We start from the raw sequence: 21,438 nt of genomic DNA, 5'->3' as shown, positions 1-21,438 counted from the left end.
ATACGGACTGGGAAAAGCGGCAGAGGGGAAATTTGGAACTGGAACTGTATGAAGGTAGCATCCGCCTGAAAGCTATCCATAGGAAAGCTTGCATCGGAAGCATAAGCTGTCTGAGAATTTCCACTGCGAACAGCGGATTAGATCAAGAAATCTGGGGACGGGCAGCGGCCGGAGGGCCAAATATTCTTTGGAGTTACGGCAACCCATGACCCGATTACGGTAAATGCCGAGGCGTTTGCGGTAAACGGTAAACGGTAAACGGTAGGCTGTAGACGGTAAGCGGTAAGCGGTAGGCGGTAGGCTTAATTGCACTTTGTACAACTAAATCGCCTGATTTTCAACCAATAATGTGTTTAGTTGTATTTCGTACAACTAATCTGCCTCGCTACCTTGGTTTTGGCTCATTCGAACAAATTTAGTTGTACAGAATGCAGTTATAAGAGGCCAGCCTCTCTTTTCGGTGTTTTTAATTGTACATTATACAACTATATACAACTATCCCTGAACATCCATTTGGAACAGAACACATCAGTTGCTGCAAGTACTAGTTAACCCAAGTCTACGCGGGCGGAGGTGCAGAGTTGAAAGAGCTGAACATTGGCATGGTGGGCATGGATACCTCACACAGCAGAATTTATGCTTCGCTGCTGAACCATGCGTCCCATCCGCTGCATGTACCCGGCGGGAGGCTGACTTGCGGGTATGCCGGAGGCTCGGCGGATTTCCCGTTAAGCGCCTCACGGGTGGAAGCGATCAGCAGGGAGCTGCAGGAGCACTACGGTGTCGAGCTGGTGTCTTCCATTGCTGAAGTAGCCGAGAGAGCAGATGCGGTCCTGCTGACTTCTGTAGACGGAAGAGTACACCGTGAACAGTTCGCGGTTCTGGCACCCTACGGCAAGCCGGTGTTCATCGACAAACCGCTTGCGGTCACCAGCGCGGATGCCCGGGCCATCATGGAGCTTGCAGCAAGCTGCGGGACACCCGTTTTCTCCAGCTCAATGGTCCGGTTCGGCGGTCCGCTGATTGCGGCGCTTAAGGATGAGAGTGCAGGCTCCATCGTAGGAGCAGACTGCTGCGGTCCGTTCGAGCTGCAGCCGACCCAGCCGGGATTATTCTGGTACGGCATTCATACCGCAGAGATGCTGTACGCGGCACTTGGCAGAGGCTGCATATCAGTGAGAGCCCTAAGTAATGAAGTCCAGGAATGGGCAGTCGGGCAGTGGAGTGACGGCCGGATCGGAACTCTGCGCGGCAACCGGACGGGCGGCCCGGATTTCACTGCTGTGCTGCACAGGGAACGGGGCAGCATAGCAGTGAATGCGCTGGGCGGGCACTATGAAGCAGGCCATCAGAATCTGCTGAGGCAGTTTCTGTTGATGGCGGGTGGAGCGCCTCCGCCCGTTAGCCCGGCGGTGACGCTGGAGCTGATCCGCTTTCTGGAAGCGGCTAATGAGAGCAGAGTAACGGGGCAGACCGTGCTTCTGTAAGGAGCTTAATCGTACCCGATGATACAGACAGGCTGTTCTTTTGTAATAAGGAGTTACATCTGGAAAGGGGAGAAACGGAATGATCAAGACAGCAGTGATCGGCTGCGGCGGGATGGGAAACATTCATGCGGACAGATATATGTCCATGCCTGAGGCTCAGCTTATCGCGGTATGCGATATCAACGGGGAAGCAGCCGAGAGACTTGGATTGCTGGCAGGTGTGAAGTATTACCTGTCGGCACAGGAAATGCTCGAACGGGAGAAACCGGAGGTGGTCAGTATAGCTGTACCCACCTATCTGCATGTGCCGATGGTACGGCTGGCAGCGGACTACGGTGCACATGTGATCTGCGAGAAGCCGCTGGCGCTGACCTCCGCGGAAGCCGAGGAGGCGGTCCGTTACTGTAACGGTAAAGGTGTCCGGTTATTTGTCGGACATGTGGTCCGCTTCTTCCCCGCCTACAGCCAGCTTGCGGAAGGGATCAGGCAGCATGGCGGAGGCGGGGGAGGCATCTACCATGCCAAGAGAGCAGGTTCGCATCCCGGCCAGGTTCAGGAATGGTTCCGCGACCCGGCGCTGAGCGGCGGCGTGATTGTGGACCTGATGATTCACGATATTGATTATATCCGCGGGACCTTTGGCGAAGCGGAGGAGGTGTATGCCTTCGAGCACCGGACGGAGACGATGAATTATGCTTCCGCGACCTTCCGCTTCGGGAACGGAACGCTTGCCCAGCTGGAGGCTTTCTGGGGGTATCCGGGCGCGTTTCATACAGCGTTCGAATATGCCGGTGCAGAAGTCATTATCTCGGGCGGAACCCCGGACGGGGAAAGCGTGCATGTCCGGCGGGCAGCTGCCTCGGGCTCTGCTCCGGGGTTCGTGGAGACTCCGGCAAGCGTGCTGCTGAAAGACCCCTACTATGAAGAGCTGGAGCATTTCCTGCGGTGCATAGCCAGCGGTGCGGAGCCTAAGGTCACGGCAGAAGATGCCGTTCAGGCTGTACGCTGGGCGGAAGCTGCCGTGAGCTCAGGGGCAACCGGACTTCCCGTTAAGCTCGATGCCAAAGGAGGGATTCTATGAGACGTCTCAATGTGGGAATGCTCAGCTTCGCCCATGCCCATGCCTATGATTATCTGGCCTGTCTTCAGCAGATGCCGGAGGTGACCGTAAGCGGGATCGCTGATCCTGTGCCGGAGCGGACAGAGGAATTGGCCAGGCGCCATGCCATCCCTTACTACAGCGATTACCGCGAACTGCTGGCCGATGCGTCGATAGATGCGGTGATCATATGCTCGGAGAATATTCATCATGCGGAGCATACTCTTGCCGCTGCTGAAGCAGGCAAGCATGTTCTCTGCGAGAAGCCGCTTGGCCTCTCTGCCGGGGAGATGGAGCGGATGATTGCAGGCTGTGAAGCCAAGGGGGTCCAGCTGATGACCGCTTTTCCCTGCCGGTTTCTGACCCCGGTGGTCCGGGCCAAGGAGGCGTTTGACAGGGGGGAGATCGGAGAGATTATAGCTTTTAAAGGAACCAACAGAGGCTCGTTTCCGGGTCCGGCGTGGTTCGCCGAGCCTTCGCTTTCGGGCGGTGGCGCTGTGCTGGATCATACGGTTCACGTGATGGATCTGATGAACTGGTTCACCGGCTCACCGGTCGAGCAGGTCTATGCCTATGCGGGAACCTTATTCGATCCTGAGCACAAGCGGACGATTGATGATTCCGGCATGGTGCATGTTACTTTTGCAAATGGCGTGTTCGGCGTTCTGGACCCGAGCTGGTCGCGTAATCCCGGATTTCCCACCTGGGGGGATGTGACCCTGCAGATCATCGGGACAGAGGGAGTCATCTCCATCGATGCCTTCAATCAGAAGAACAATGTGTATGGCAGAGCATCCGGCAAAGGCAGCTGGTCTTTCTGGGGAGACGATATGAACGGACTGATGCTGCAGGCATTCCTGCAGGCGCTGCTGGAAGGCACGCCGGTACCGGTGACCGGACTGGATGGTCTCAGATCGGCGGAGGTCGCATTGAATGCCTACCGGTCCGTACAGGAAGGACAACCGGTTAAGCTGCACAGGTAATGCCAGAATATGAAGGTATGTAATCACATTAAAGAGGCGGGATGAACAATGGACGATCAGAAGCTATTCGATACGATGTGTGAAACGCTCTATTCGGCGGTTATCTCCGATACGCTGGATCAGCTGGGCTACCGCAATCAGGTGATGCGCGAGAATATCAATCCGGTCGATCCCTCCTGGGTGGTGGCCGGACGTGCCAAAACCATTCTGTCGGTGGATATCCACCATCTGCCCGAAGATCCCTACACTAAGGAAATTGAAGCGGTAGACAGCGTCAAGCCGGGAGAGATTGTGATCGGCTGCACGAATGAATCCAGGCAGAATGGCCTGTGGGGGGAGCTGCTGTCAACGGCCTCCAAGATGCGCGGCGGGCGGGGTGCCATTGTGGACGGCTTAATCCGGGATACGGCCAAAATTCTGGAGTTGGGCTTTCCCGTCTTCGCCACCGGCACCAAGCCGGTAGATTCGCAGGGACGCGGGATCGTTATCGACTACGATATTCCGGTGCTGTGCGGAGGTGTGCTGGTGAATCCCGGCGACATTATCTTCGGCGACCGTGACGGTGTCGTGGTGATACCGGGCGCCATGATTGATGAAGTGTTCGCACTGGCGACGGATAAGGCGACACGCGAGAATCATACACGCGATGAGCTGCTGGCGGGCTCCACACTGCGGCAGGTCTACGATAAATACGGAGTACTCTAAACCACGAAGGCGGGGTGTCTACATCATGAGGCTGGCTGGAAAAAGAGTGCTGGTAACCGGCGCCGGGCGGGGCATCGGGCTGGCGATTGCCCGCCGATTCCTGGAGGAGGGGGCCCGCGTGGTCCTGCTGGACCTCAGCGAAACAGAGCTGCTTACTGCCGCTGATGAACTGGCAGACTACAGCGGAAGCTGGACCACGGAGGTCTGCGATCTGCGCGACCCGGCACAGCTTGAGGCGTCTGCCGCCAGGGCCTTCGCGCATTTTGGCGGAATTGACATCGTTGTGAATAATGCAGGAATTGCCTATAGAGAATCCTTTCTCGATATTTCCTTGGAGCACTGGAATGCAGTCTTCGAGATCAATGTCCGTGCGGTGTACAGGCTTGGCCAGCTGGCCGCGAGGCAGATGATTGGCCAGGGCGGCGGTGGTGCAATTATTAATATGAGCTCCAAAAACGGAATATCGGCCAGCGCGGAGCTTGCCCATTACAATGCTTCCAAGGCAGCCGTTATCCTGCTGACAGAGTCTATGGCGGTAGAGCTGGCTCCGTATGGTATCCGGGTCAATGCAGTGGCGCCGGGCTTCGTGGATACCCCGCTGGACCGCAGGCTGCGCGAGGAAAGCGGACTGCCATCCCATTCGGAGCATACTCCGATGAAACGGGCAGCGGCTCCAGAGGAGGTTGCCAGCGTGTTTCTCTTCCTGGCCTCAGACGAAGCTTCGTATGTGACGGGAGAAACGGTCCGTGTAGATGGCGGACATCTGGCTAACGGAAGTGAATTATAGCTTGAAGGAGGTGCAGAGATGATTTTTGATTCACATACTCATTTGTTTGGACCGGGAATGGTGGCCGGACCTACGGATGCCGCGATCAAGCGCGCCTGGGGCCCGGATATGAATATTGAGGCTACACCGGAGCAGCACCGGGGCAACCTGGAAGGGTTCTCGGGAGCCATAGTACTGGCGATGGCGGCGTCTGCCACCGGGCTGGTGGTGCCGAATGAATATGTGGCGGAATACTGCCGGACGGACCCGGGAAGGCTGTTTGGTTTTGCCAGCGTAGATCCGAATGATCTGGACTGTGTAGGCAAGTTCGAAACGGCTGTCCGTGAGCTGGGGCTGAAGGGGCTGAAGCTGGCCCCGATCTATCAGAACTTTTATCCGGAGGATCCGAAGCATATGGCGCTCTATGCTAAGGCGGAGCAACTGAACGTTCCGGTTCTATGGCATCAGGGAACATCCTTTGTCCCGGAGGGATATCTGGATGCTTCCCGCCCGGCGATGCTTGATCCAATTGCCAGGGCTTTTCCGAAGCTGAAAATGATCGTAGCCCATATGGGTCACCCCTGGGTGGATGAATGCATCTCGCTGGTGCGCAAGCATCCTAACCTGTACATGGACGTGTCTGCACTCGGCAGCCGTCCGTGGCAATTCTATAATGCACTGGTCTCCGCTGCGGAATACGGGGTGCAGGACAAGCTGCTGTTCGGCTCGGATTATCCGTTCTTCGGTACGCAGCAGATGCTGGATGCCTTGTACCGGATCAACGATCCGGTGGAGGGAACGAAGCTGCCGCGTGTAGCGGAGGATTTCATTGAAGACATTATTCACCGGCCGACACCGGAAATCCTCGGGCTGGTCTAATTTGTACAACAGCAGGCTGGAAGCCAAAGGGAGATGGAGCATGGAGGAGCATACGGAAACCAGCCGGGCGGATAGTAACGGGAGCGGTGCTGCCGGACGCAGACTGAAGAGTGAAGCCTATTTCCAGGAAAAAGATCTGTGGGGCTTCATTCACCGTTCGTTTACAAAGTCGATGGGATATACAGAAGAGGATCTGCGGAAGCCGGTCATCGGCATCTGCAATACCTTCAGTGAGCTGAACAAGTGCCATTCGCACTTTAATGAGCTGGTGGATTATGTGAAGCGCGGGGTCTGGCAGGCTGGAGGGGTGCCGATGGAATTCCCGACGATATCGATCGGCGAGCCTTATGTCAAGCCGACGACGATGCTGCTGCGCAACCTGATGGCGATGGACACGGAGGAAATGATGAAGGGCCACCCCATAGACGGGGTGGTGCTGCTCGGCGGCTGTGACAAAACGGTGCCTGCCCAGCTGATGGCCGCGGCCAGTGTGAACATTCCGGCCATTGTGCTCACGGGCGGGCCGATGCTGAACGGTCGCCTGGGCGGACGCAGCCTGGGTGCCTGCACCGACTGCTACGGCTTCACGCTGGAGCATAAAGCGGGAAATATTACAGACGAGGAGCTGGCGGTGGCGGAGGACGCCATCTGCCGCAGCGACGGGCACTGCATGGTGATGGGCACAGCCAGCACCATGGCCTCGATTGCCGAAGCCATTGGCATGGCGCTGCCGGGGTGCGCGGCGATCCCCGCGCCGGACAGCCGCCGCAGGCATCTCTCCGAGCGGACCGGCAAGCAGATTGTGGAGCTGGTGCGGCGGGATATCCGCCCGCGCGACATTATGACGGCAGAGGCAATGGAGAATGCCATCACGGTCACGATGGCCAGCGGCGGCTCCACGAATGCCATCATCCATCTGGTGGCGATTTCCCAGCGGCTGGGCCGGAAGCTGCCGCTGGAGACATTCGATGACATCAGCCGCCGGACGCCGTTCATTCTGAATTTGCGGCCTTCGGGCAAATATCAGATGGAGGAGTATTTCGAAGCAGGCGGCGTGCCTGCGCTGATGAAGGAGCTGGAGCCGCTGCTGCATGGCGGCTGCCTGACCGTAACCGGCCGGACGGTTACGGAGAATCTGGTCCAGGCGGTCACGCTGGACCGGGAGGTGATCCGCAGCGTGGCGGAGCCGCTGGACAGAGAGGGCGGAATTGCCGTGCTGCGCGGCAATCTGGCCCCGGATGGCGCGCTGATTAAGCAGACTGCGGTATCAGCGCATCTGAAGCGGCACACCGGGCGCGCCGTGGTGTTCGAGAGCCCGGCGGATCTTCAGCTGCGGATCGATGACCCGGAGCTTGCGGTAGATGAGCACAGTGTACTGGTGCTCAAGAACGCCGGCCCCAAAGGTGCACCCGCGATGCCGGAGATCGGGCAGATCCCGATTCCGCAGAAGCTGCTGGTGCGCGGCATAAGAGACATGGTCCGCATCTCTGATGCACGGATCAGCGGCACCTCCTACGGCGCCCTGATCGTGCATGCGGCGCCGGAAGCGGCTGTAGGAGGAACGCTGGCGCTGGTACAGGACGGCGATGAAATCGAGCTGGATATTGCCGCGAGAAGACTGGTCCTGAAGGTGCCGGATGAGGAGCTGGCCCGGCGGCGGGCTGCCTGGAAGGCGCCGGAGCCCCATTATGACAGAGGCTATGGCCTGCTGTTCCATGAGCGCGTGCTGCAGGCGAATCTGGGCTGTGATTTCGATTTCCTGCTGCCGGCAGAGCTTCGCCGGGAGCTGCTGGACGGAGCTAAGCAGGACTAACCATAAATTTTATCCACCTAAAGGAGAATTCTTATGCAAATGCCAACGCAAGCTGTGATCCGGTCTGTTCAGGAGCTGGAAGACCGGCTGGCCCGTCCGTCTGCCGCACTGCTGGAGGAGCTCGCCCGGCTCGACGGGGATATCATGCTGCTCGGAGTAGGCGGCAAAATGGGCCCGAGCCTGGCCAGGCTGGCCGTGAATGCCATCCGGGAGGCCGGGCTGGACAAGAAGGTAATTGGCGTCTCCCGCTTCTCAAATGAGGCATTGAAGCAAGAATTAATTGAAGCCGGTGTGGAGGTGATCGCGGCGGATTTGTCTGACGACAGTGCGCTGCGGGCACTGCCTGACACGAAGAATATCCTGTACATGGCCGGCAATAAATTCGGCACAACAGGCAATGAGCATTTCACCTGGATGATGAACGCCTATCTGCCGGGGCGTGTGGCGGAGCGCTTCCGCGATTCGCGGATTGTCGTCTTCTCGACAGGCAACGTCTACCCGTTCACGCCGGTAGGCCAAGGCGGAGCAACAGAACGCACCTCACCGAATGCGAACGGCGAGTATGGACAGTCCTGTCTGGGGCGGGAGCGGATCTTCGAGCATTTCTCGCATAAGAACAATACGCCGATGTTCATCTACCGGCTCAATTATGCCATAGACTTGCGCTATGGCGTTCTGCTTGAGCTTGCCCGATCCGTTAAGGAGCAGCGGCCCATCGATCTGACGATGGGGCACGCCAATGTCATCTGGCAGGGGGATGCCAATGAGCTTGCCCTGCGCGCCTTGCTCCGCTGCAGCTCGCCGCCGAATGTCATGAACATCACCGGACCGGAGACGGTGTCGCTGCGCTGGGCGGCCGAGGAAATCGGCCGCAGGCTGGGAACTGAGCCTGTCTTCACGGGTGCAGAAGCCCCGGAAGCCCTGCTGAGCAATGCTGCGAAGGCCGCGGCTTCCTTCGGATATCCCCGGGTATCGCTGGCACAGATGATCGATTGGGTGGCGGACTGGGTGGCTGCGGGCAGTGAGACCTGGAACAAGCCGACACATTTTCAGGAACGGGAGGGCAACTATTAATGGGAGCGAGCAGACAACCGTTAACTCCGGAGCTCTATGAAGCGCTGCATGAAGGTCTGGCGATTCCGGCGCATCCTCTGGCCCTTACGGCAGAACGCAAGCTGGATGAGCGCCGCCAGCGGGCATTGACCCGTTATTATATCGCCTCCGGGGCAGGCGGAGTTGCTGTGGCCGTGCATTCCACGCAGTTCGAAATCAGGGACCCCGGGATCGGGCTGCTGGAGCCGGTGCTCAGGCTGGCTGCGGAAGAAGTGGAGCGTGCCGGCCTTACCCGTCCTTTCCTGAAGGTGGCAGGCATATGCGGAGACACGGAGCAGGCTGTCCGGGAAGCGCAGCTCGCGGCAGGTCTCGGCTATGAGGCGGGACTTCTCAGCATGGGCGGACTGCAGGACTGGAGCGAGGCGCAGCTGCTGGAACGCACAAGGAGAGTGGCGGATGTGATTCCCGTCTTCGGCTTCTATCTGCAGCCTTCTGTGGGCGGCCGGATCTTAAGCGTTGACTTTTGGCGGAGCTTTGCAGAGATTGAAGGCGTTATCGCGATCAAAATGGCACCGTTCAACCGTTATCAGAGCCTCGATGTGGTCCGGGCGGTGATGGAGTCCAGCCGCAGCAGCGAAATCGCTCTCTATACCGGCAATGACGATAATATCGTCACGGATCTGCTCACCACCTACCGCTTCAAGGTTAACGGGGAACCCATGGAGAAGAAAATTGTCGGCGGGCTTCTCGGTCACTGGGCGGTCTGGACAAGCAAGGCGGTTCAGCTTCTGGATACGATCCGAAAAATCCGCAATGAGGCTACCCTGTCATCCAGCTGGCTGACCCTTGGCATTGAGGTGACCGACAGCAACGCGGCCTTGTTTGATCCGGCCCATCAATTTCACGGCTGTATTCCGGGCATTCATGAGGCGCTGCGCCGCCAGGGACTGCTTGAAGGCTTATGGTGCCTGAATCCGGAGGAGCAGCTCTCACCCGGACAGCTGGAGGAGATCAGCAGAGTCACCAGGGATTATCCCCATCTCACGGATGATGAATTCGTGGCAGCGCATTTGGAGGAATGGCTCCGGTAAAAGAGGCGTCTGCACATTCCCCAGTGGAACCCGAAAGCCCGGATATGTTAAGCTCATGGCATCAGGCCAGCCCTGAACCAAGGAGGGAAATCTATGAGCAGCTTAATCACAGGCCAAGTCTATTCCGGGTTTCAAGTCATGCATCAGGAGTATATCCGGGAAATCGAATCCTCGGTATATACGCTGGAGCATCAGCAGAGCGGCGCGCGGCTGCTATACGTACAGAATCAGGATGATAACAAGGTGTTCAGTGTCACTTTTCGGACTCCGCCTGAGGACAGCACGGGAGTATTTCATATTCTGGAGCATTCGGTCCTGTGCGGCTCGGATAAATATCCGGTAAAGGAACCGTTTGTAGAGCTGCTGAAGGGCTCGATGAAAACATTTCTGAACGCCTTTACCTTTGGCGACAAGACGATGTATCCGGTGGCCAGCCGGAATGAACAGGATTTTGCCAACTTGATGGAGGTTTATCTGGACAGCGTGTTCCAGCCGAACATTTACAGCCAGCGGGAGATTTTTGAGCAGGAGGGCTGGCATTACGAGCTGCCGCGCTCCGGGGATGAGCTGATCTATAAAGGTGTGGTCTACAACGAGATGAAGGGCTCTTATTCCTCACCCGTCACGGTATTAATCGACCGGATCAAGAAGTCGCTCTACCCGGATACGGTATACCGGCATTCCTCCGGCGGAGACCCGGAACATATCCCTGCGCTGACCTATGAGCAGTTCCTGGAGGCGCACAGCCGTTATTACCACCCGTCCAACAGTTATTTCTATCTATATGGAGACTTGAATATCGAAGCGAGGCTGCAATTAATCCACGAGGAATATCTCAGCCGGTATAACCGCAAGGATATCGATACGGGGATTGCCCTGCAGCAGCCGACAGGAATAACCGAGCTTACGGCGGAGTATCCCATTCTGGAGACCGAAACCGCCGCTGACAAGACTTACGTGAGCCTGAACTATGTAATCGGAACCTCCCTGGACCGGGAGCTGAATCTGGCCTTTGCCATTCTGAAAAGCATGCTGATGGACAGCAACGCCGCTCCGCTGAAACAGGCTTTGCTGGAGAGCGGACTCGGCAAGGATGTCGTCTCTTTCTATTCCGACAGTATGGTCCAGCCTATGCTTGGCATTGCCTTGACCCATTCTAATCCCTCTGCCAAAGAGGCCTTCGTGAATCTGGTCAGAACGACGTTAAGCCGCCTTGCCGCGGACGGCCTGGATGAGAAGCTGGTGCTGGCTGCGGTGAACAGCAAGGAATTTGAACTGCGGGAAGCAGACTTCAACCAGTACCCCAAGGGCCTGACCTATAATATGGAAGTGATGAAGGCCTGGCTGTATGACGGCTTGCCGTCCACGTATCTGGAGTATGAAGCTGCAATTGCGTCTATCCGCGAACAAAGTGCTAACCGGTATTTCGAGCGGCTGATCGAGACCTACCTGCTGAATAGCGACCACTGCAGCGTCGTTGTCCTGAAGCCTTCCCAGACCCTTGCGGCAGACAAGGAGGGGGCAACCCGAAGCTGTTTGGCTGAATATAAAGCCTCGTTGACGCCGGTACAGCGCGAAGAGCTGGTGCTGAATACGCAGAAGCTGCTGGCCCGGCAGAACCGTCCGGATGCCGCGGAGGATCTGCAGAAGCTACCGAAGCTGTCCCTTCAGGATATTGACCGCAGCGCTCCAACCGGGGTACCCACCCAGGAGCATAGGCTGGATGGAATCAGAGTGCTGCATCATGAAGCGGCTGCGGGAACCATCGCCTATATTAAGCTGTATTGGGACACGCGGGTTCTGGCGGCAGAACAGATTCCTTATCTGGAACTGCTGGCGAGGGTGCTGGGGCAACTGGAAACTGCGGCCTACAGCATTGAAGAGCTGACCAGTGAAATCGGGATCACAACCGGCGGCATCCGGTTTCAGAATGAGATATTTGGGGCCGGCAAAGCTGGCGAAGGAAGCTACCAGCCCAAGTTCAGCGCCCGCATCAAGGTCATGCAAGGTAACATCGGCGGTTCCCTGAAGCTGCTGCACGAGCTGCTCTACAATAGCAACTTGAATAATTTATCCAAGCTGCAGGAGATTGTCCGCCGGGAAGCCTCCGGCATGGAAGCAATGCTGAACCAGAAAGGCAATGAAATCGCAGCCGGCCGGGTGCTCTCTTATTTCACGGATAGAGGGATGTATGAGGAGCAGCTCGGGGGTATGGCCTATTACCGCTTCATCAAAGAGCTGGCCAGCCGGATTGACCAGCAGGCTGAACTGCTTGCTGACACTCTGAAGGGAATCTGCGGGCTTCTGTTCAATACGCAGAATGTAACACTGTCCGTAACCGGAACGCTGGATACGTATGCGGAATTCACTGCACACCTGGCGCAGCTGGATCTGCGGGACCAGCAGGTTCAGTTCTTGCCGCTGCTGTCTGCGCTGGACCAGGCGGGCAACGAAGGGTTCATGTCTGCCAGCCAGGTGCAGTATGTGGTCAAAGGATATGACTTCACGAAGCTGGGGTTTGCTTATTCCGGCAAGCTGCAGGTGCTCAAAAGAATCCTCAGCCTGACCTATCTGTGGAATGCTGTCCGGGTCAAGGGCGGAGCTTATGGCGGCAATCTCGTTCTGCGCAGAGACGGTGTGCTCCTGTTTACTTCTTACCGTGATCCGAATTTGCAGGAGACGCTGGAGATTTATGACCGGGCGTATCTGTTTGCCGGAGAATTTGCCGCAGATGAAGAGGAGATGACGAAGGCGATCATCGGTACGCTGGCGATGGTGGACCAGCCGCTGAGTCCCGGCGCACAGGGCCGGCAGGCGGACCGGCATTATTTCGAGCAGATTACCGCTGCAGACCTGCAGCAGGAACGGAATGAAATTCTGTCAACAACCTCAGGGGATATCAGGCAATATGCCGGCCTGCTTCAGGCAGTGACGCAGCAGAATTACTTCTGTGTGGTCGGCAATGAGTCGAAGCTGAAATCGGTCCGGGATCTATTCGGCAGCCTGGAGGAACTGGTGAAGTAATTGGCGTATTCTTCTGCAGTCCCGGTTAACATAACCGGGACTGTTTTCAGGTTATAGAGTAGCGGTGATGTATCTCCAGAAGGCTATTACAGACCACCGGTTATGCCGGGCTCGCCCTAGGTTAATCAGTAAGGCAGCCCAAGGCGGCGGAGGACTCCGGTTTTTTGCCGCGAGGAAATTTAGTTTTTGAATATTTAACTATTTAGATTTAAAATATAAGGATTACTGACTATGCGTATGCTTTCGAAGCAAGTTTTGCTAAGGGGACTCCCATGGAGCAGATGCTAACATAACTTTTAGGAGGAACAACAAGTGGAACTTGGAATAAGCACCTTTGTCGAGACAACGCCTGATGTGAATACCGGTGAGACCCTGAGCCACGCGCAGCGGCTGCGTGAAGTGGTGGAGGAAATCGTGCTCGCGGATCAGGTGGGACTGGATGTATACGGCGTAGGTGAGCATCACCGGCCTGATTTTGCAGCTTCATCGCCTGCGGTTCTAATGGCTGCTGCTGCACCGCTGACGAACAGAATCCGTCTAACCAGTGCAGTCATGATTCTCTCGTCAGCTGATCCGGTGCGTGTATTTCAGGATTTCGCCACACTGGACGGGATTTCGAACGGCCGTGCCGAGATTATGGTAGGCCGTGGCTCATTTGTGGAGTCATTCCCGTTATTCGGCTATGATCTGAAGGATTATGAAGCACTGTTTGACGAGAAGCTCGATTTATTGCTGAAGCTCCGCGAGTCGGAGAAGGTGACCTGGAGCGGGAAGCACCGCCTTGCGATACATAATCTGGGGATTTACCCGCGTCCGGAGCAGAATCTCCTGCCTGTATGGATTGCGAGTGCCGGAAGTCCGGAGTCTGCGGTCCGTGCCGGCACACTGGGCTTGCCGTTTGCCCTGGCGATTATCGGCAATGTGAATCCTTCGGATTATGCCACGCATGTACGGCTGTACAAGGAAGCAGCGGCCAAGGCCGGTCATGATGTGTCACAGCTGCCGATTGCCTCGCACTCCCATGGCTTCATTGCGAAGAGCAATGAGCTGGCGCTAGAGAAGTTCTTCCCGTCCACTCACGCGAGGACGAATGTCCGGGCGGTGGAGAAGGGGCTGCCGCCTTATCACCGTGCGGATTATGATGCGGCGAGCAGCTTTGACGGAGCGTTATATGTTGGCGATCCGGAGACGGTTGCCCGCAAAATCATCCACCTGTACCAGCACGTGGGGATTACGCGGTTCCTGCTGCATGTGCCGCACGGCTCCATGCCGCATGCGGAGGTCATGGAGGCGATCCGCCTCTTCGGAACTGAAGTGGCGCCACTTGTGCGGGCGGAAGCTGCGCGTTTGAAGAACGTATAGCTGCTGTTTCCGCGAGAAACTTCTCGTTGATTGCAAAATCCTGCACAAAGTACAACATTTTCTTCACTAACCCGGCCATAATCGGAATATGTTGTATGAAATACAGCATTACTCCTCCATCAAGCGGTTTAGCGGGAGAATTCCTGTATTTCATACAACAATTCACCCGTAGCCCCAGGGATCGCAGGCTCAGAGTTGCAATCCTTACAACATTTTAGATTTATTCCGTTCCGATGGACCTTTAGCGATGGGGCGGTTACTGCTTTGGGATTAGTCTAGTCGTATGTTTGGCTTATTTAACAAAGAGACCCCGGGACATTAGTCCCGGGGTCTTCGACTGCTAATCAAGCAACTCTATAGATTGGGTGGGAAACTTAAGAGAAAAGGCGGAGCAGTGGAGGCTTCAAGTTATGGAAGCCTCGTAGATTGCAAGGGTGGACGCAGCAAGTATGCTATTAAATTCATCGTCACTCTGCTGATCGCTGAGGCCCTGGGACAAGGCGCGCGAGAAGCTGGCGATGAGTCCATGCTGGCGGGCCAGTTTCTCATTCGCTTCTGCCTGGGTATAGCCACCGGATAATGCCACGATGCGGACTACATGCGGATCTGCGGCGAGTTCGCTGTACAGATTATCTTCAGTCGGAAGAGACAGCTTCAGCATGACCTTGACGCCCTCTTCCAGAGCGGATAATTGGGCGGCCAGTTCGCGCTTCAGCAGCTGCTCGGACTCTGCTTTGTCCGGGCTGAGAATGTCTACTTCCGGTTCGATAATCGGAACCAGCCCGTAACCGGCGATTTGCCCCGCGACAGCAAACTGCTGTTCTACGACTTGCCGGATACCCTCCGCGTTAGCTTCATGGATTACTGAGCGCATCTTGGTGCCGAAGATGTTCCTCTTGACCGCCCGTTCCAGCAGGTCATCAAGACCGGGAATGGGCTTCATGAGCTGAACCCCATTTTCCTGCGCGGCCAGTCCCTGATCGATTTTCAAAAAAGGCACGATGCCTTTCTGTTCCCATAAATAATCGGCGGTTAATTGTCCGTCTATGAAACGGTCCATCGTGTTCTCAAAAAGAATAGCGCCGAGGATATGCTCCGAATTAAATGCGGGACTCTGAATAATGCGTGTTCTCATCCCGTGGACCATCGCGTACATCTCTTCGTCACCGGAGTAGCGGTCTTCCTTAATGCCGTATTGCAGCAGCGCTTTGGGTGTACTTCCCCCGCTCTGATCCAGAGCAGCTATAAAGCCCTTGCCTGTGTGAATTCTGTCCAATTGTTTCGTATTCATGGATATTTGTCCTTCCCTTCTACGAAATGAAATGGTGACTCCATCTGTTTAGTATAGCACTTTTGGTTAGGGACATACATTTGAGCCGGCAGAGCTTTCCATTTGAGTTGAGAGATATGGTATGTTACCTTGTTCAATAGGATGGTATGATAGGAAGCGGGGTGAAAATAATTATGACAAATGAAACAACCAATGACACAGCCAATGAGGCAACAAACGGTGAAGCAGAAGCTGCCGAGAAGGTCATGACCGAAGAGAAATGGAACGAGCTGCTGAAGGCTGTTTTTCATAACGGCATTGTAGCTCTAAAAATGAGTTTCAGTGAAGTGGAAGGCCAGGTTCTGAATTTGGATACTTACGGCCCGGTGTTTGTGTATCGTGTCAAGGACAGTGCCAATGATGATTATTACTGCGGGTTCTTCCTTCGTGAGTTGGCCGGCAGATTCCAGTCCGGAAGCAGTCCGGAGATCTGGATGGCCTCCTTCTTCCACGAATTGATGAAGACCAAGGGAGGCAACTCCTTGCCTAAACCTCTTCCGAATGAAGAGGAAGCCAAGGCCGTTGTTGATAATGTGCTGGTTCCCATGTGCATCGCCGCTGTCCGTGAAGAGTTCGCACCGGAGCAGGTCCATGCAGGCCTGGCCTTTAACCCGGAGCACGGCCCGGTCTTTGAAGCAGGATTCCCTGCAATCACTGACGGGAACAACGTATGCGCGATCCCGCTTCATCTGTTGCTGACGCATTTGCAGCTGAACCGCGATCCTTCGGAGCTGCTGCTGCAGGGCTTGTACAAAATCCGTGAAGAGCACGGAATGGAGTAAAATGCAGGTAAGAGCATAAGATAAGCACAGGCCGCTCCTCTATGGAAGCGGTCTTTTGCTGCGAAATTAAGAGTGTATAGGTTACACACGGTCACTTCTCCTTCCGTTTCTGCCGGGTTCGCTGAATTGTCAAAATTACAGTTCTTACCGGGAGTAAAAACGATATATATGGGGTGTAGCGGATGAAGACGTTCTCAAATGCCATTTTCGAAACCGGTTGGGTTAGGTTTCAACTGCACGAACGTACGCGTGCATTGAAATAGGATGGGCAACCTTGAATAGCAAAGAGGAGGACAACGATGTTGAGAAGAGGAAAAGTCTTAAGTTTGTTTCTGCTGTTCACGCTTTTAATCGCACTGGTGCCTACGGGGAATTCCAGCGCAGCTTCAACCTGGAATCTGGCCTGGAGCGATGAGTTCGACGGCTCTTCCCTGAACACCGCCAACTGGACTGCCGAGACCGGCACCGGCAGCGGCGGCTGGGGAAACAATGAATTGCAATATTATACGAACCGGACACAGAATCTGCAGGTTACCGGCGGCAACCTTGTAATCACAGCGCAGAAGGAATCCTATGGCGGCATGAATTATACCTCAGCACGGATCAAGACGCAGGGCCTCAAGAATTTCACCTACGGCAAAATAGAAGCCAGAATCAAGCTGCCTTCCGGTCAGGGGTTATGGCCTGCATTCTGGATGCTGGGCTCCAATATCACCACGGCTGGCTGGCCGGCCTCCGGGGAAACGGATATTATGGAACGGGTGAATAATAACGCCTTCGTCAACGGTACAGTGCATTGGGATGCAGGCGGGCATGCCGAATATGGGCAGGTGTCCGGAAGTCTGGATTTCTCCCAGTATCATGTGTACAGCGTGGAGTGGGATTCGAAATATATCAAGTGGTTCGTGGACGGCAACCAGTTCAATCAATTCTATATTGAGAACGGAACAGGCAATACAGAGGAATTCCAGAAACCGTTCTTCCTGCTGCTGAACCTTGCGGTAGGCGGCAATTGGCCGGGCGCACCGAACAGTGCTACCAGCTTCCCGGCACAAATGCTGGTTGACTATGTGCGTGTGTATCAGGAAGGCGCTCCATCGAGCGGCATTGTCAGCGGCGGAGTATACACATTAATGTCCAAAGTAAGCGGCAAAGTGCTGGATGTGAAGGATGTCTCCACGGCAGACGGGGCCAAAATGCACCAGTGGACTAATTATACTGCCAGCAACCAGCAGTTCAGAGTGGAGAGTACAGGGGATGGCTTCTACAAGCTTACTGCGATGCATAGCGGCAAGGTGCTGGATGTTCCGAATGCCTCCACTTCAAGCGGAGTCCAGCTGCAGCAGGCTAATGACAATGGCAGCAATGCCCAGCGCTGGAGCATCATCGATGTAGGCGGCGGCTACTACAAGCTTATATCCAAAGCGAGCGGGCTGGCTATGGATGTCTCCTCGTCCTCTACAGCGGATGGTGCGGCAGTGCAGCAATGGACCGACAACGGAACAGATGCCCAGAAGTGGCTGCTCACCAAGATTAACTAGGGTAGCCTGGCTATAACTCTAAGGCTTATACCATCATCCCGCTCATCAGACCGGGATGCGAATGGAGATTGTGTATAGATAGGGACGAAAGACCGCGGAAGCTGCGGTCTTTCGTGCTTGTATGTGCTTGTACATGCTTGTATTAGAAATAATATTATTCAAAGCGGATATTCTTGCTGAAGCGGACTGAGCTCCAGCTTGATCCGGCTCCAGCCGGCAGAATAGTCATACCATAAATATTCATTGATGTGATAATGTTTATTGTAAGCGTTATTATACGGCGGGATAAATGGAATATTGGAGGCGATTTATGCAAAGCCGCGGAAATGCCGGGTCTAAGCTAATGGTGCTAACGATGCTAATCATGCTAATATGCTGCATGTCCCTTGTGAGTTGTTCTTCCGGTACAGATTCAGCGGCCGTCCAGACAGCTTCCCCGGAAGCGTCCGCAGCCGTAGCCGAAGGGACTGCGTCGGCAGCACCGCTGCAGACCCCCGGAATTCAAAATTTAACGTTTCACAGTGAGGCGCTGGATCAGGAGATGCGGCTCAGTATTTACCTGCCTGAAGGCTACAGTGCGGAGCAGCATTACCCGGTCCTCTATCTCATCCACGGCTACGGAGGCAAAGAAACGGATATGATCGCCGGTCTGGGGCTGCATCTGAATGCAGACAGGCTGATTGAAGCAGGTCAGATCCATCCGCTCATTATCGTCTCCCCGCAGATGGATAACAGCTATGGGCTGAATTCTTCTCCTACCTATGCAGTGAACGATCCGGGTGATCCCCTGACGACCTATAACGGGATGTATGAAGATTATCTGGTGAAGGATGTTGTGAATTATGTGGATTCGCATTTCAGCACGATAGCTGAGCGGGATTCGCGCTATATTGGCGGTATTTCAATGGGCGGCTTTGTCAGCCTGCATACCGCGCTGCTGCACAGCGATGTCTACAGCAGGGCAGGCGGGCATAGTCCGGCGCTGTTTCTGGATGACTGGTCTTCGGTGGGCGGTGAATACGGCCTGATCCGATTCCTGTATCCGACAGAAGCGGAGCGGCAGGAGCGTGATCCGCTTATTTTGGCGAAGGATAGGGATTTAAGGGGGCTGGCAGTATACCTGGATTGCGGGGAAGAGGACAGCTACCGGTTCTATGAAGGTGCAGAGCAATTATATACACTGCTTAAGGATAAGGGCGTGCCGGTTGAATATCACTTAAGAGCAGGGAAACATGACGGGGAGTATTGGAGAGCCCACTTGGATGAGTATTTGATTTTTTATGCCGGAAGGACTAACTGATGATGATGCTTACGAATTATAAATTGAATTTTGAAAAGCTATGTGCTACATATAACTTGGGGTCACTGCGCACTGAGCCGGAGCAAATCTTCGGCGGGTTCCTGCACCGGATGTACCGGATGACCACGGATCAGGCAGAGTACGCAGTGAAAGCGCTGAATCCGCAGATTATGCTGCGGGAATCAGTGATGAATAACCTGACAGCCGCCGAGAAGGCCGCGGAGCTGGCAAGCAGACATGGAATCAATGCTCTCCCGGCTCTGCTGCATGAGGGGAGCTGTATGCATGAAGTGGACGGGCAGTATTATCTGCTGTTTCCATGGATTCAAGGCCGCTCTATATCTGCAGGCAACGCGGGGCTGGAGCACTGCAGCACTATGGGGGAAGCTCTCGCGGCTATACATGCCACGGACTTCTCTCCGCTCCATAATGAGCTCCATAGGGATAGCACAGCGGAACAATTGCAGACCGATTGGAAAAGGTATGCCGTACAAGGTCAGGCGACGGGTCTTCCATGGTCCGCTTCCCTTATGGCTGCTCTGGACAAGCTCTACCGCTATGAGGAATTGGTGAATGCTGCTATGCCGATCCTTAATGGCAACAGGATCATCAGCCACCGGGATCTGGACCCGAAGAATGTGCTGTGGGATCATGACGGCCGGCCCGTTATTATTGACTGGGAGGCTGCGGGCTGGATCAACCCGGCGCAGGAGCTGGTTGAAGTGGCACTCTATTGGTCAGACTTTGAGAGTGGTCACATCCGCAAGGAGGCCTTCTGTGCGCTGATTCAGGCTTACCGTAATCATGGGGGAGGGACACGTGACCCCTGGCCGGAGGTGCTAAACAGCGGTTACCACGGGAAGCTGGGCTGGCTGGATTACAGCATCCGGCGGTCGCTGGGGCTGGAAGGCCCGGATGAAGCGGAGCGGGAGCTTGGGACAAGCCAGGTGCTGCCTACGCTGCAAGCGCTGAAGGATTACGAAGCGTTCATTCCGCTTTGCCTGCAATGGCTTACGAACTTAAGTATGAAATAGAAGGAGTTGGGCCCCGATGGAAGAGAATAAAGTCACCTATGAATCTGTCGATCAATATATTTCTGCCTATGCACCAGAGGTCCAGGAGATTCTGCAGACCTTGCGCAAGGTCATCCGGGAGGCAGCGCCAGAGGCAGAAGAGAAGATCAGCTATCAGATGCCGACCTTCTTCCTGCATAAGAATCTGGTGCATTTCGCCGCATTCAAGAATCACATTGGATTCTATCCGGCACCGCAGGGAATTGAAGCGTTCAAAGAGGAACTTGCAAAATATAAAGGGGCCAAAGGCTCTGTGCAATTTCCGATTCATGAGCCGCTTCCGTATGAACTCATTACGAGGATCGTTAAATTCAGAGTGGAAGAGAATCAGCAGCAGGCAGCGGGTAAGGCACAGAAGAAGAAATAAGTGGTTTCAGGCAGAACGGGAGGCTGAACAAAACGTATGATCAGGGTAATGGCAAGAGCATGCCTGAAGGATTCAGGCGAAGCGGGCAAGGATTATTTGCGGTCCGGCGGTGAAGCGGCAAGAATGATCCGGGAGGGCCGCCTGATGACGGCTGCGGGATTCTGCTGGAATCACAATGTGTTCCTCTACTATGAATGTATGGAGGAAGCGATCCTGCCGGAAGCACTGCTGCCGCAGGCGGCGCAGTATCTGGCCGACTGGCCGGGAGAAGCTCAGCCCCGCCAATGGATTCCGCTGATCGATGTGTTTCACTTCAATGCGCCAGCGGATGCTGCGCACTGGCGGCGCAAGACCAAGCCTGAGCAGATGGCCGGAAGAGTGGCGCATCTGAAGCCGGAGAGGGTAGCGAGCTATGTCTATTATCACTATCAGCTGCAGGAGGAACAGGCTTTCCATGGACCGAAATACGAGGTGATCGGAATACATGAGAACCTCCTGTTCGGCTATCAGGAGTTCCCGGCAGTGGTGGAGGTACCCGTGCTGCTGGGGAAGCTGGCTACATCCGGGACTCCGGAAGTGTGGGCAGACTCGCGGATGGATCTGCATTTCCAGCCATGGCCGGACGGCCATCTCTACTTCAAGCCGGTGGAGACTCTGTTTGCCCTGCAGGAGCCGCCGCTGGAATAGAGCTGTTATACATAGATTACATCCAAAAAGCACTCCGCCGCTGGTACTGGCCGGGAGTGCTTTTTGGGGTTTGGGGTATAGCTTGGCTACCTGTTT

Annotated in this window: 18 protein-coding genes; 17 read left to right on the top strand and 1 reads right to left on the bottom strand. The window is 55.3% G+C overall.

Annotated elements, in window-relative coordinates; translation table 11 throughout:
• The first annotated feature begins 581 nt into the window (after positions 1 to 581).
• The 11 genes from MHI42_RS09350 (at position 582) to MHI42_RS09300 (ending at position 14,262) form a co-directional block, all read left to right on the top strand.
• The gene (locus MHI42_RS09350) at positions 582 to 1,487 is read left to right on the top strand and encodes a Gfo/Idh/MocA family oxidoreductase (protein ID WP_342423597.1); all 906 of its coding nucleotides are present in this window, start codon (positions 582 to 584) and stop codon (positions 1,485 to 1,487) included.
• A 79-nt stretch (positions 1,488 to 1,566) separates the two neighbouring features.
• Positions 1,567 to 2,568 carry a Gfo/Idh/MocA family oxidoreductase gene (locus tag MHI42_RS09345; protein WP_342423596.1) on the top strand — a complete coding sequence of 334 codons (1,002 nt, stop codon included), beginning with the start codon at positions 1,567 to 1,569 and terminating at the stop codon, positions 2,566 to 2,568.
• On the top strand, positions 2,565 to 3,569 hold the full coding sequence (locus MHI42_RS09340; RefSeq protein ID WP_342423595.1) for a Gfo/Idh/MocA family oxidoreductase: 1,005 nt from the start codon (positions 2,565 to 2,567) through the stop codon (positions 3,567 to 3,569). Before MHI42_RS09345 ends, MHI42_RS09340 begins: the two co-directional genes overlap by 4 nt.
• 48 nt (positions 3,570 to 3,617) lie before the next feature.
• Entirely contained in the window at positions 3,618 to 4,274 is a 657-nt protein-coding gene (locus MHI42_RS09335) for an RraA family protein (RefSeq protein ID WP_171718599.1), read from the top strand.
• Between the two features lie 25 nt (positions 4,275 to 4,299).
• Positions 4,300 to 5,061 carry an SDR family NAD(P)-dependent oxidoreductase gene (locus MHI42_RS09330; RefSeq protein ID WP_342423594.1) on the top strand — a complete coding sequence of 254 codons (762 nt, stop codon included), beginning with the start codon at positions 4,300 to 4,302 and terminating at the stop codon, positions 5,059 to 5,061.
• A gap of 18 nt (positions 5,062 to 5,079) precedes the next feature.
• Positions 5,080 to 5,919 (top strand): amidohydrolase family protein, encoded by an 840-nt coding sequence (locus tag MHI42_RS09325; protein WP_052770161.1) that lies wholly within the window; start codon positions 5,080 to 5,082, stop codon positions 5,917 to 5,919.
• On the top strand, positions 5,870 to 7,732 hold the full coding sequence (locus MHI42_RS09320; protein WP_342423593.1) for an IlvD/Edd family dehydratase: 1,863 nt from the start codon (positions 5,870 to 5,872) through the stop codon (positions 7,730 to 7,732). Before MHI42_RS09325 ends, MHI42_RS09320 begins: the two co-directional genes overlap by 50 nt.
• 57 nt (positions 7,733 to 7,789) lie before the next feature.
• Positions 7,790 to 8,806, top strand: a complete 1,017-nt coding sequence (locus MHI42_RS09315) for an NAD-dependent epimerase/dehydratase family protein (protein WP_342424711.1) — start codon at positions 7,790 to 7,792, stop codon at positions 8,804 to 8,806.
• On the top strand, positions 8,806 to 9,876 hold the full coding sequence (locus MHI42_RS09310; RefSeq protein WP_342423592.1) for a dihydrodipicolinate synthase family protein: 1,071 nt from the start codon (positions 8,806 to 8,808) through the stop codon (positions 9,874 to 9,876). Before MHI42_RS09315 ends, MHI42_RS09310 begins: the two co-directional genes overlap by 1 nt.
• Positions 9,877 to 9,969: 93 nt before the next feature.
• Positions 9,970 to 12,900 carry an insulinase family protein gene (locus MHI42_RS09305; protein ID WP_342423591.1) on the top strand — a complete coding sequence of 977 codons (2,931 nt, stop codon included), beginning with the start codon at positions 9,970 to 9,972 and terminating at the stop codon, positions 12,898 to 12,900.
• A gap of 312 nt (positions 12,901 to 13,212) precedes the next feature.
• Complete coding sequence (locus MHI42_RS09300; protein ID WP_342423590.1) at positions 13,213 to 14,262, top strand: Atu2307/SP_0267 family LLM class monooxygenase; 1,050 nt, start codon at positions 13,213 to 13,215, stop codon at positions 14,260 to 14,262.
• A 403-nt stretch (positions 14,263 to 14,665) separates the two neighbouring features.
• On the opposite strand, the gene MHI42_RS09295 is transcribed toward MHI42_RS09300, so the two are convergent.
• Positions 14,666 to 15,553, bottom strand: coding sequence for a fructose bisphosphate aldolase (locus tag MHI42_RS09295; protein ID WP_171718593.1), 888 nt, complete (start codon positions 15,551 to 15,553; stop codon positions 14,666 to 14,668).
• 173 nt (positions 15,554 to 15,726) lie between these two features.
• Here MHI42_RS09295 and MHI42_RS09290 point away from each other — a divergent pair, with 173 nt between their 5' ends.
• The 6 genes from MHI42_RS09290 (at position 15,727) to MHI42_RS09265 (ending at position 21,342) form a co-directional block, all read left to right on the top strand.
• On the top strand, positions 15,727 to 16,374 hold the full coding sequence (locus tag MHI42_RS09290) for a hypothetical protein (RefSeq protein WP_342423589.1): 648 nt from the start codon (positions 15,727 to 15,729) through the stop codon (positions 16,372 to 16,374).
• A 299-nt stretch (positions 16,375 to 16,673) separates the two neighbouring features.
• Positions 16,674 to 17,915 (top strand): RICIN domain-containing protein, encoded by a 1,242-nt coding sequence (locus MHI42_RS09285; protein WP_171718591.1) that lies wholly within the window; start codon positions 16,674 to 16,676, stop codon positions 17,913 to 17,915.
• 388 nt (positions 17,916 to 18,303) lie between these two features.
• The gene (locus MHI42_RS09280) at positions 18,304 to 19,215 is read left to right on the top strand and encodes an alpha/beta hydrolase-fold protein (RefSeq protein ID WP_342423588.1); all 912 of its coding nucleotides are present in this window, start codon (positions 18,304 to 18,306) and stop codon (positions 19,213 to 19,215) included.
• A 56-nt stretch (positions 19,216 to 19,271) separates the two neighbouring features.
• Complete coding sequence (locus tag MHI42_RS09275; protein WP_342423587.1) at positions 19,272 to 20,249, top strand: phosphotransferase; 978 nt, start codon at positions 19,272 to 19,274, stop codon at positions 20,247 to 20,249.
• A 16-nt stretch (positions 20,250 to 20,265) separates the two neighbouring features.
• Positions 20,266 to 20,655, top strand: a complete 390-nt coding sequence (locus tag MHI42_RS09270; protein ID WP_340988068.1) for a DUF1801 domain-containing protein — start codon at positions 20,266 to 20,268, stop codon at positions 20,653 to 20,655.
• A gap of 48 nt (positions 20,656 to 20,703) precedes the next feature.
• On the top strand, positions 20,704 to 21,342 hold the full coding sequence (locus MHI42_RS09265; RefSeq protein WP_342423586.1) for a hypothetical protein: 639 nt from the start codon (positions 20,704 to 20,706) through the stop codon (positions 21,340 to 21,342).
• The last annotated feature ends 96 nt before the right edge of the window (positions 21,343 to 21,438 follow it).

Origin of the sequence: Paenibacillus sp. FSL E2-0178 (assembly GCF_038593005.1) — a bacterium.
In the GTDB taxonomy this organism is placed as follows: Bacteria; Bacillota; Bacilli; order Paenibacillales; family Paenibacillaceae; genus Paenibacillus_AQ; species Paenibacillus_AQ phytohabitans.
The sequence above is the reverse complement of the archived record's forward strand: the minus strand, read 5'-3'. Positions and strand labels throughout refer to the sequence as shown.

What these genes read in the sequence shown, in the direction of transcription:
- MHI42_RS09340 (WP_342423595.1), top strand. Translation starts at nt 2,565, where the DNA reads ATGAGACGTCTCAATGTGGGAATGCTCAGCTTCGCCCATGCCCATGCC.
- MHI42_RS09345 (WP_342423596.1), top strand. Translation starts at nt 1,567, where the DNA reads ATGATCAAGACAGCAGTGATCGGCTGCGGCGGGATGGGAAACATTCAT.
- MHI42_RS09285 (WP_171718591.1), top strand. Translation starts at nt 16,674, where the DNA reads ATGTTGAGAAGAGGAAAAGTCTTAAGTTTGTTTCTGCTGTTCACGCTT.
- MHI42_RS09335 (WP_171718599.1), top strand. Translation starts at nt 3,618, where the DNA reads ATGGACGATCAGAAGCTATTCGATACGATGTGTGAAACGCTCTATTCG.
- MHI42_RS09325 (WP_052770161.1), top strand. Translation starts at nt 5,080, where the DNA reads ATGATTTTTGATTCACATACTCATTTGTTTGGACCGGGAATGGTGGCC.
- MHI42_RS09330 (WP_342423594.1), top strand. Translation starts at nt 4,300, where the DNA reads ATGAGGCTGGCTGGAAAAAGAGTGCTGGTAACCGGCGCCGGGCGGGGC.
- MHI42_RS09305 (WP_342423591.1), top strand. Translation starts at nt 9,970, where the DNA reads ATGAGCAGCTTAATCACAGGCCAAGTCTATTCCGGGTTTCAAGTCATG.
- MHI42_RS09265 (WP_342423586.1), top strand. Translation starts at nt 20,704, where the DNA reads ATGGCAAGAGCATGCCTGAAGGATTCAGGCGAAGCGGGCAAGGATTAT.
- MHI42_RS09290 (WP_342423589.1), top strand. Translation starts at nt 15,727, where the DNA reads ATGACAAATGAAACAACCAATGACACAGCCAATGAGGCAACAAACGGT.
- MHI42_RS09295 (WP_171718593.1), bottom strand. Translation starts at nt 15,553, where the DNA reads ATGAATACGAAACAATTGGACAGAATTCACACAGGCAAGGGCTTTATA.
- MHI42_RS09270 (WP_340988068.1), top strand. Translation starts at nt 20,266, where the DNA reads ATGGAAGAGAATAAAGTCACCTATGAATCTGTCGATCAATATATTTCT.
- MHI42_RS09310 (WP_342423592.1), top strand. Translation starts at nt 8,806, where the DNA reads ATGGGAGCGAGCAGACAACCGTTAACTCCGGAGCTCTATGAAGCGCTG.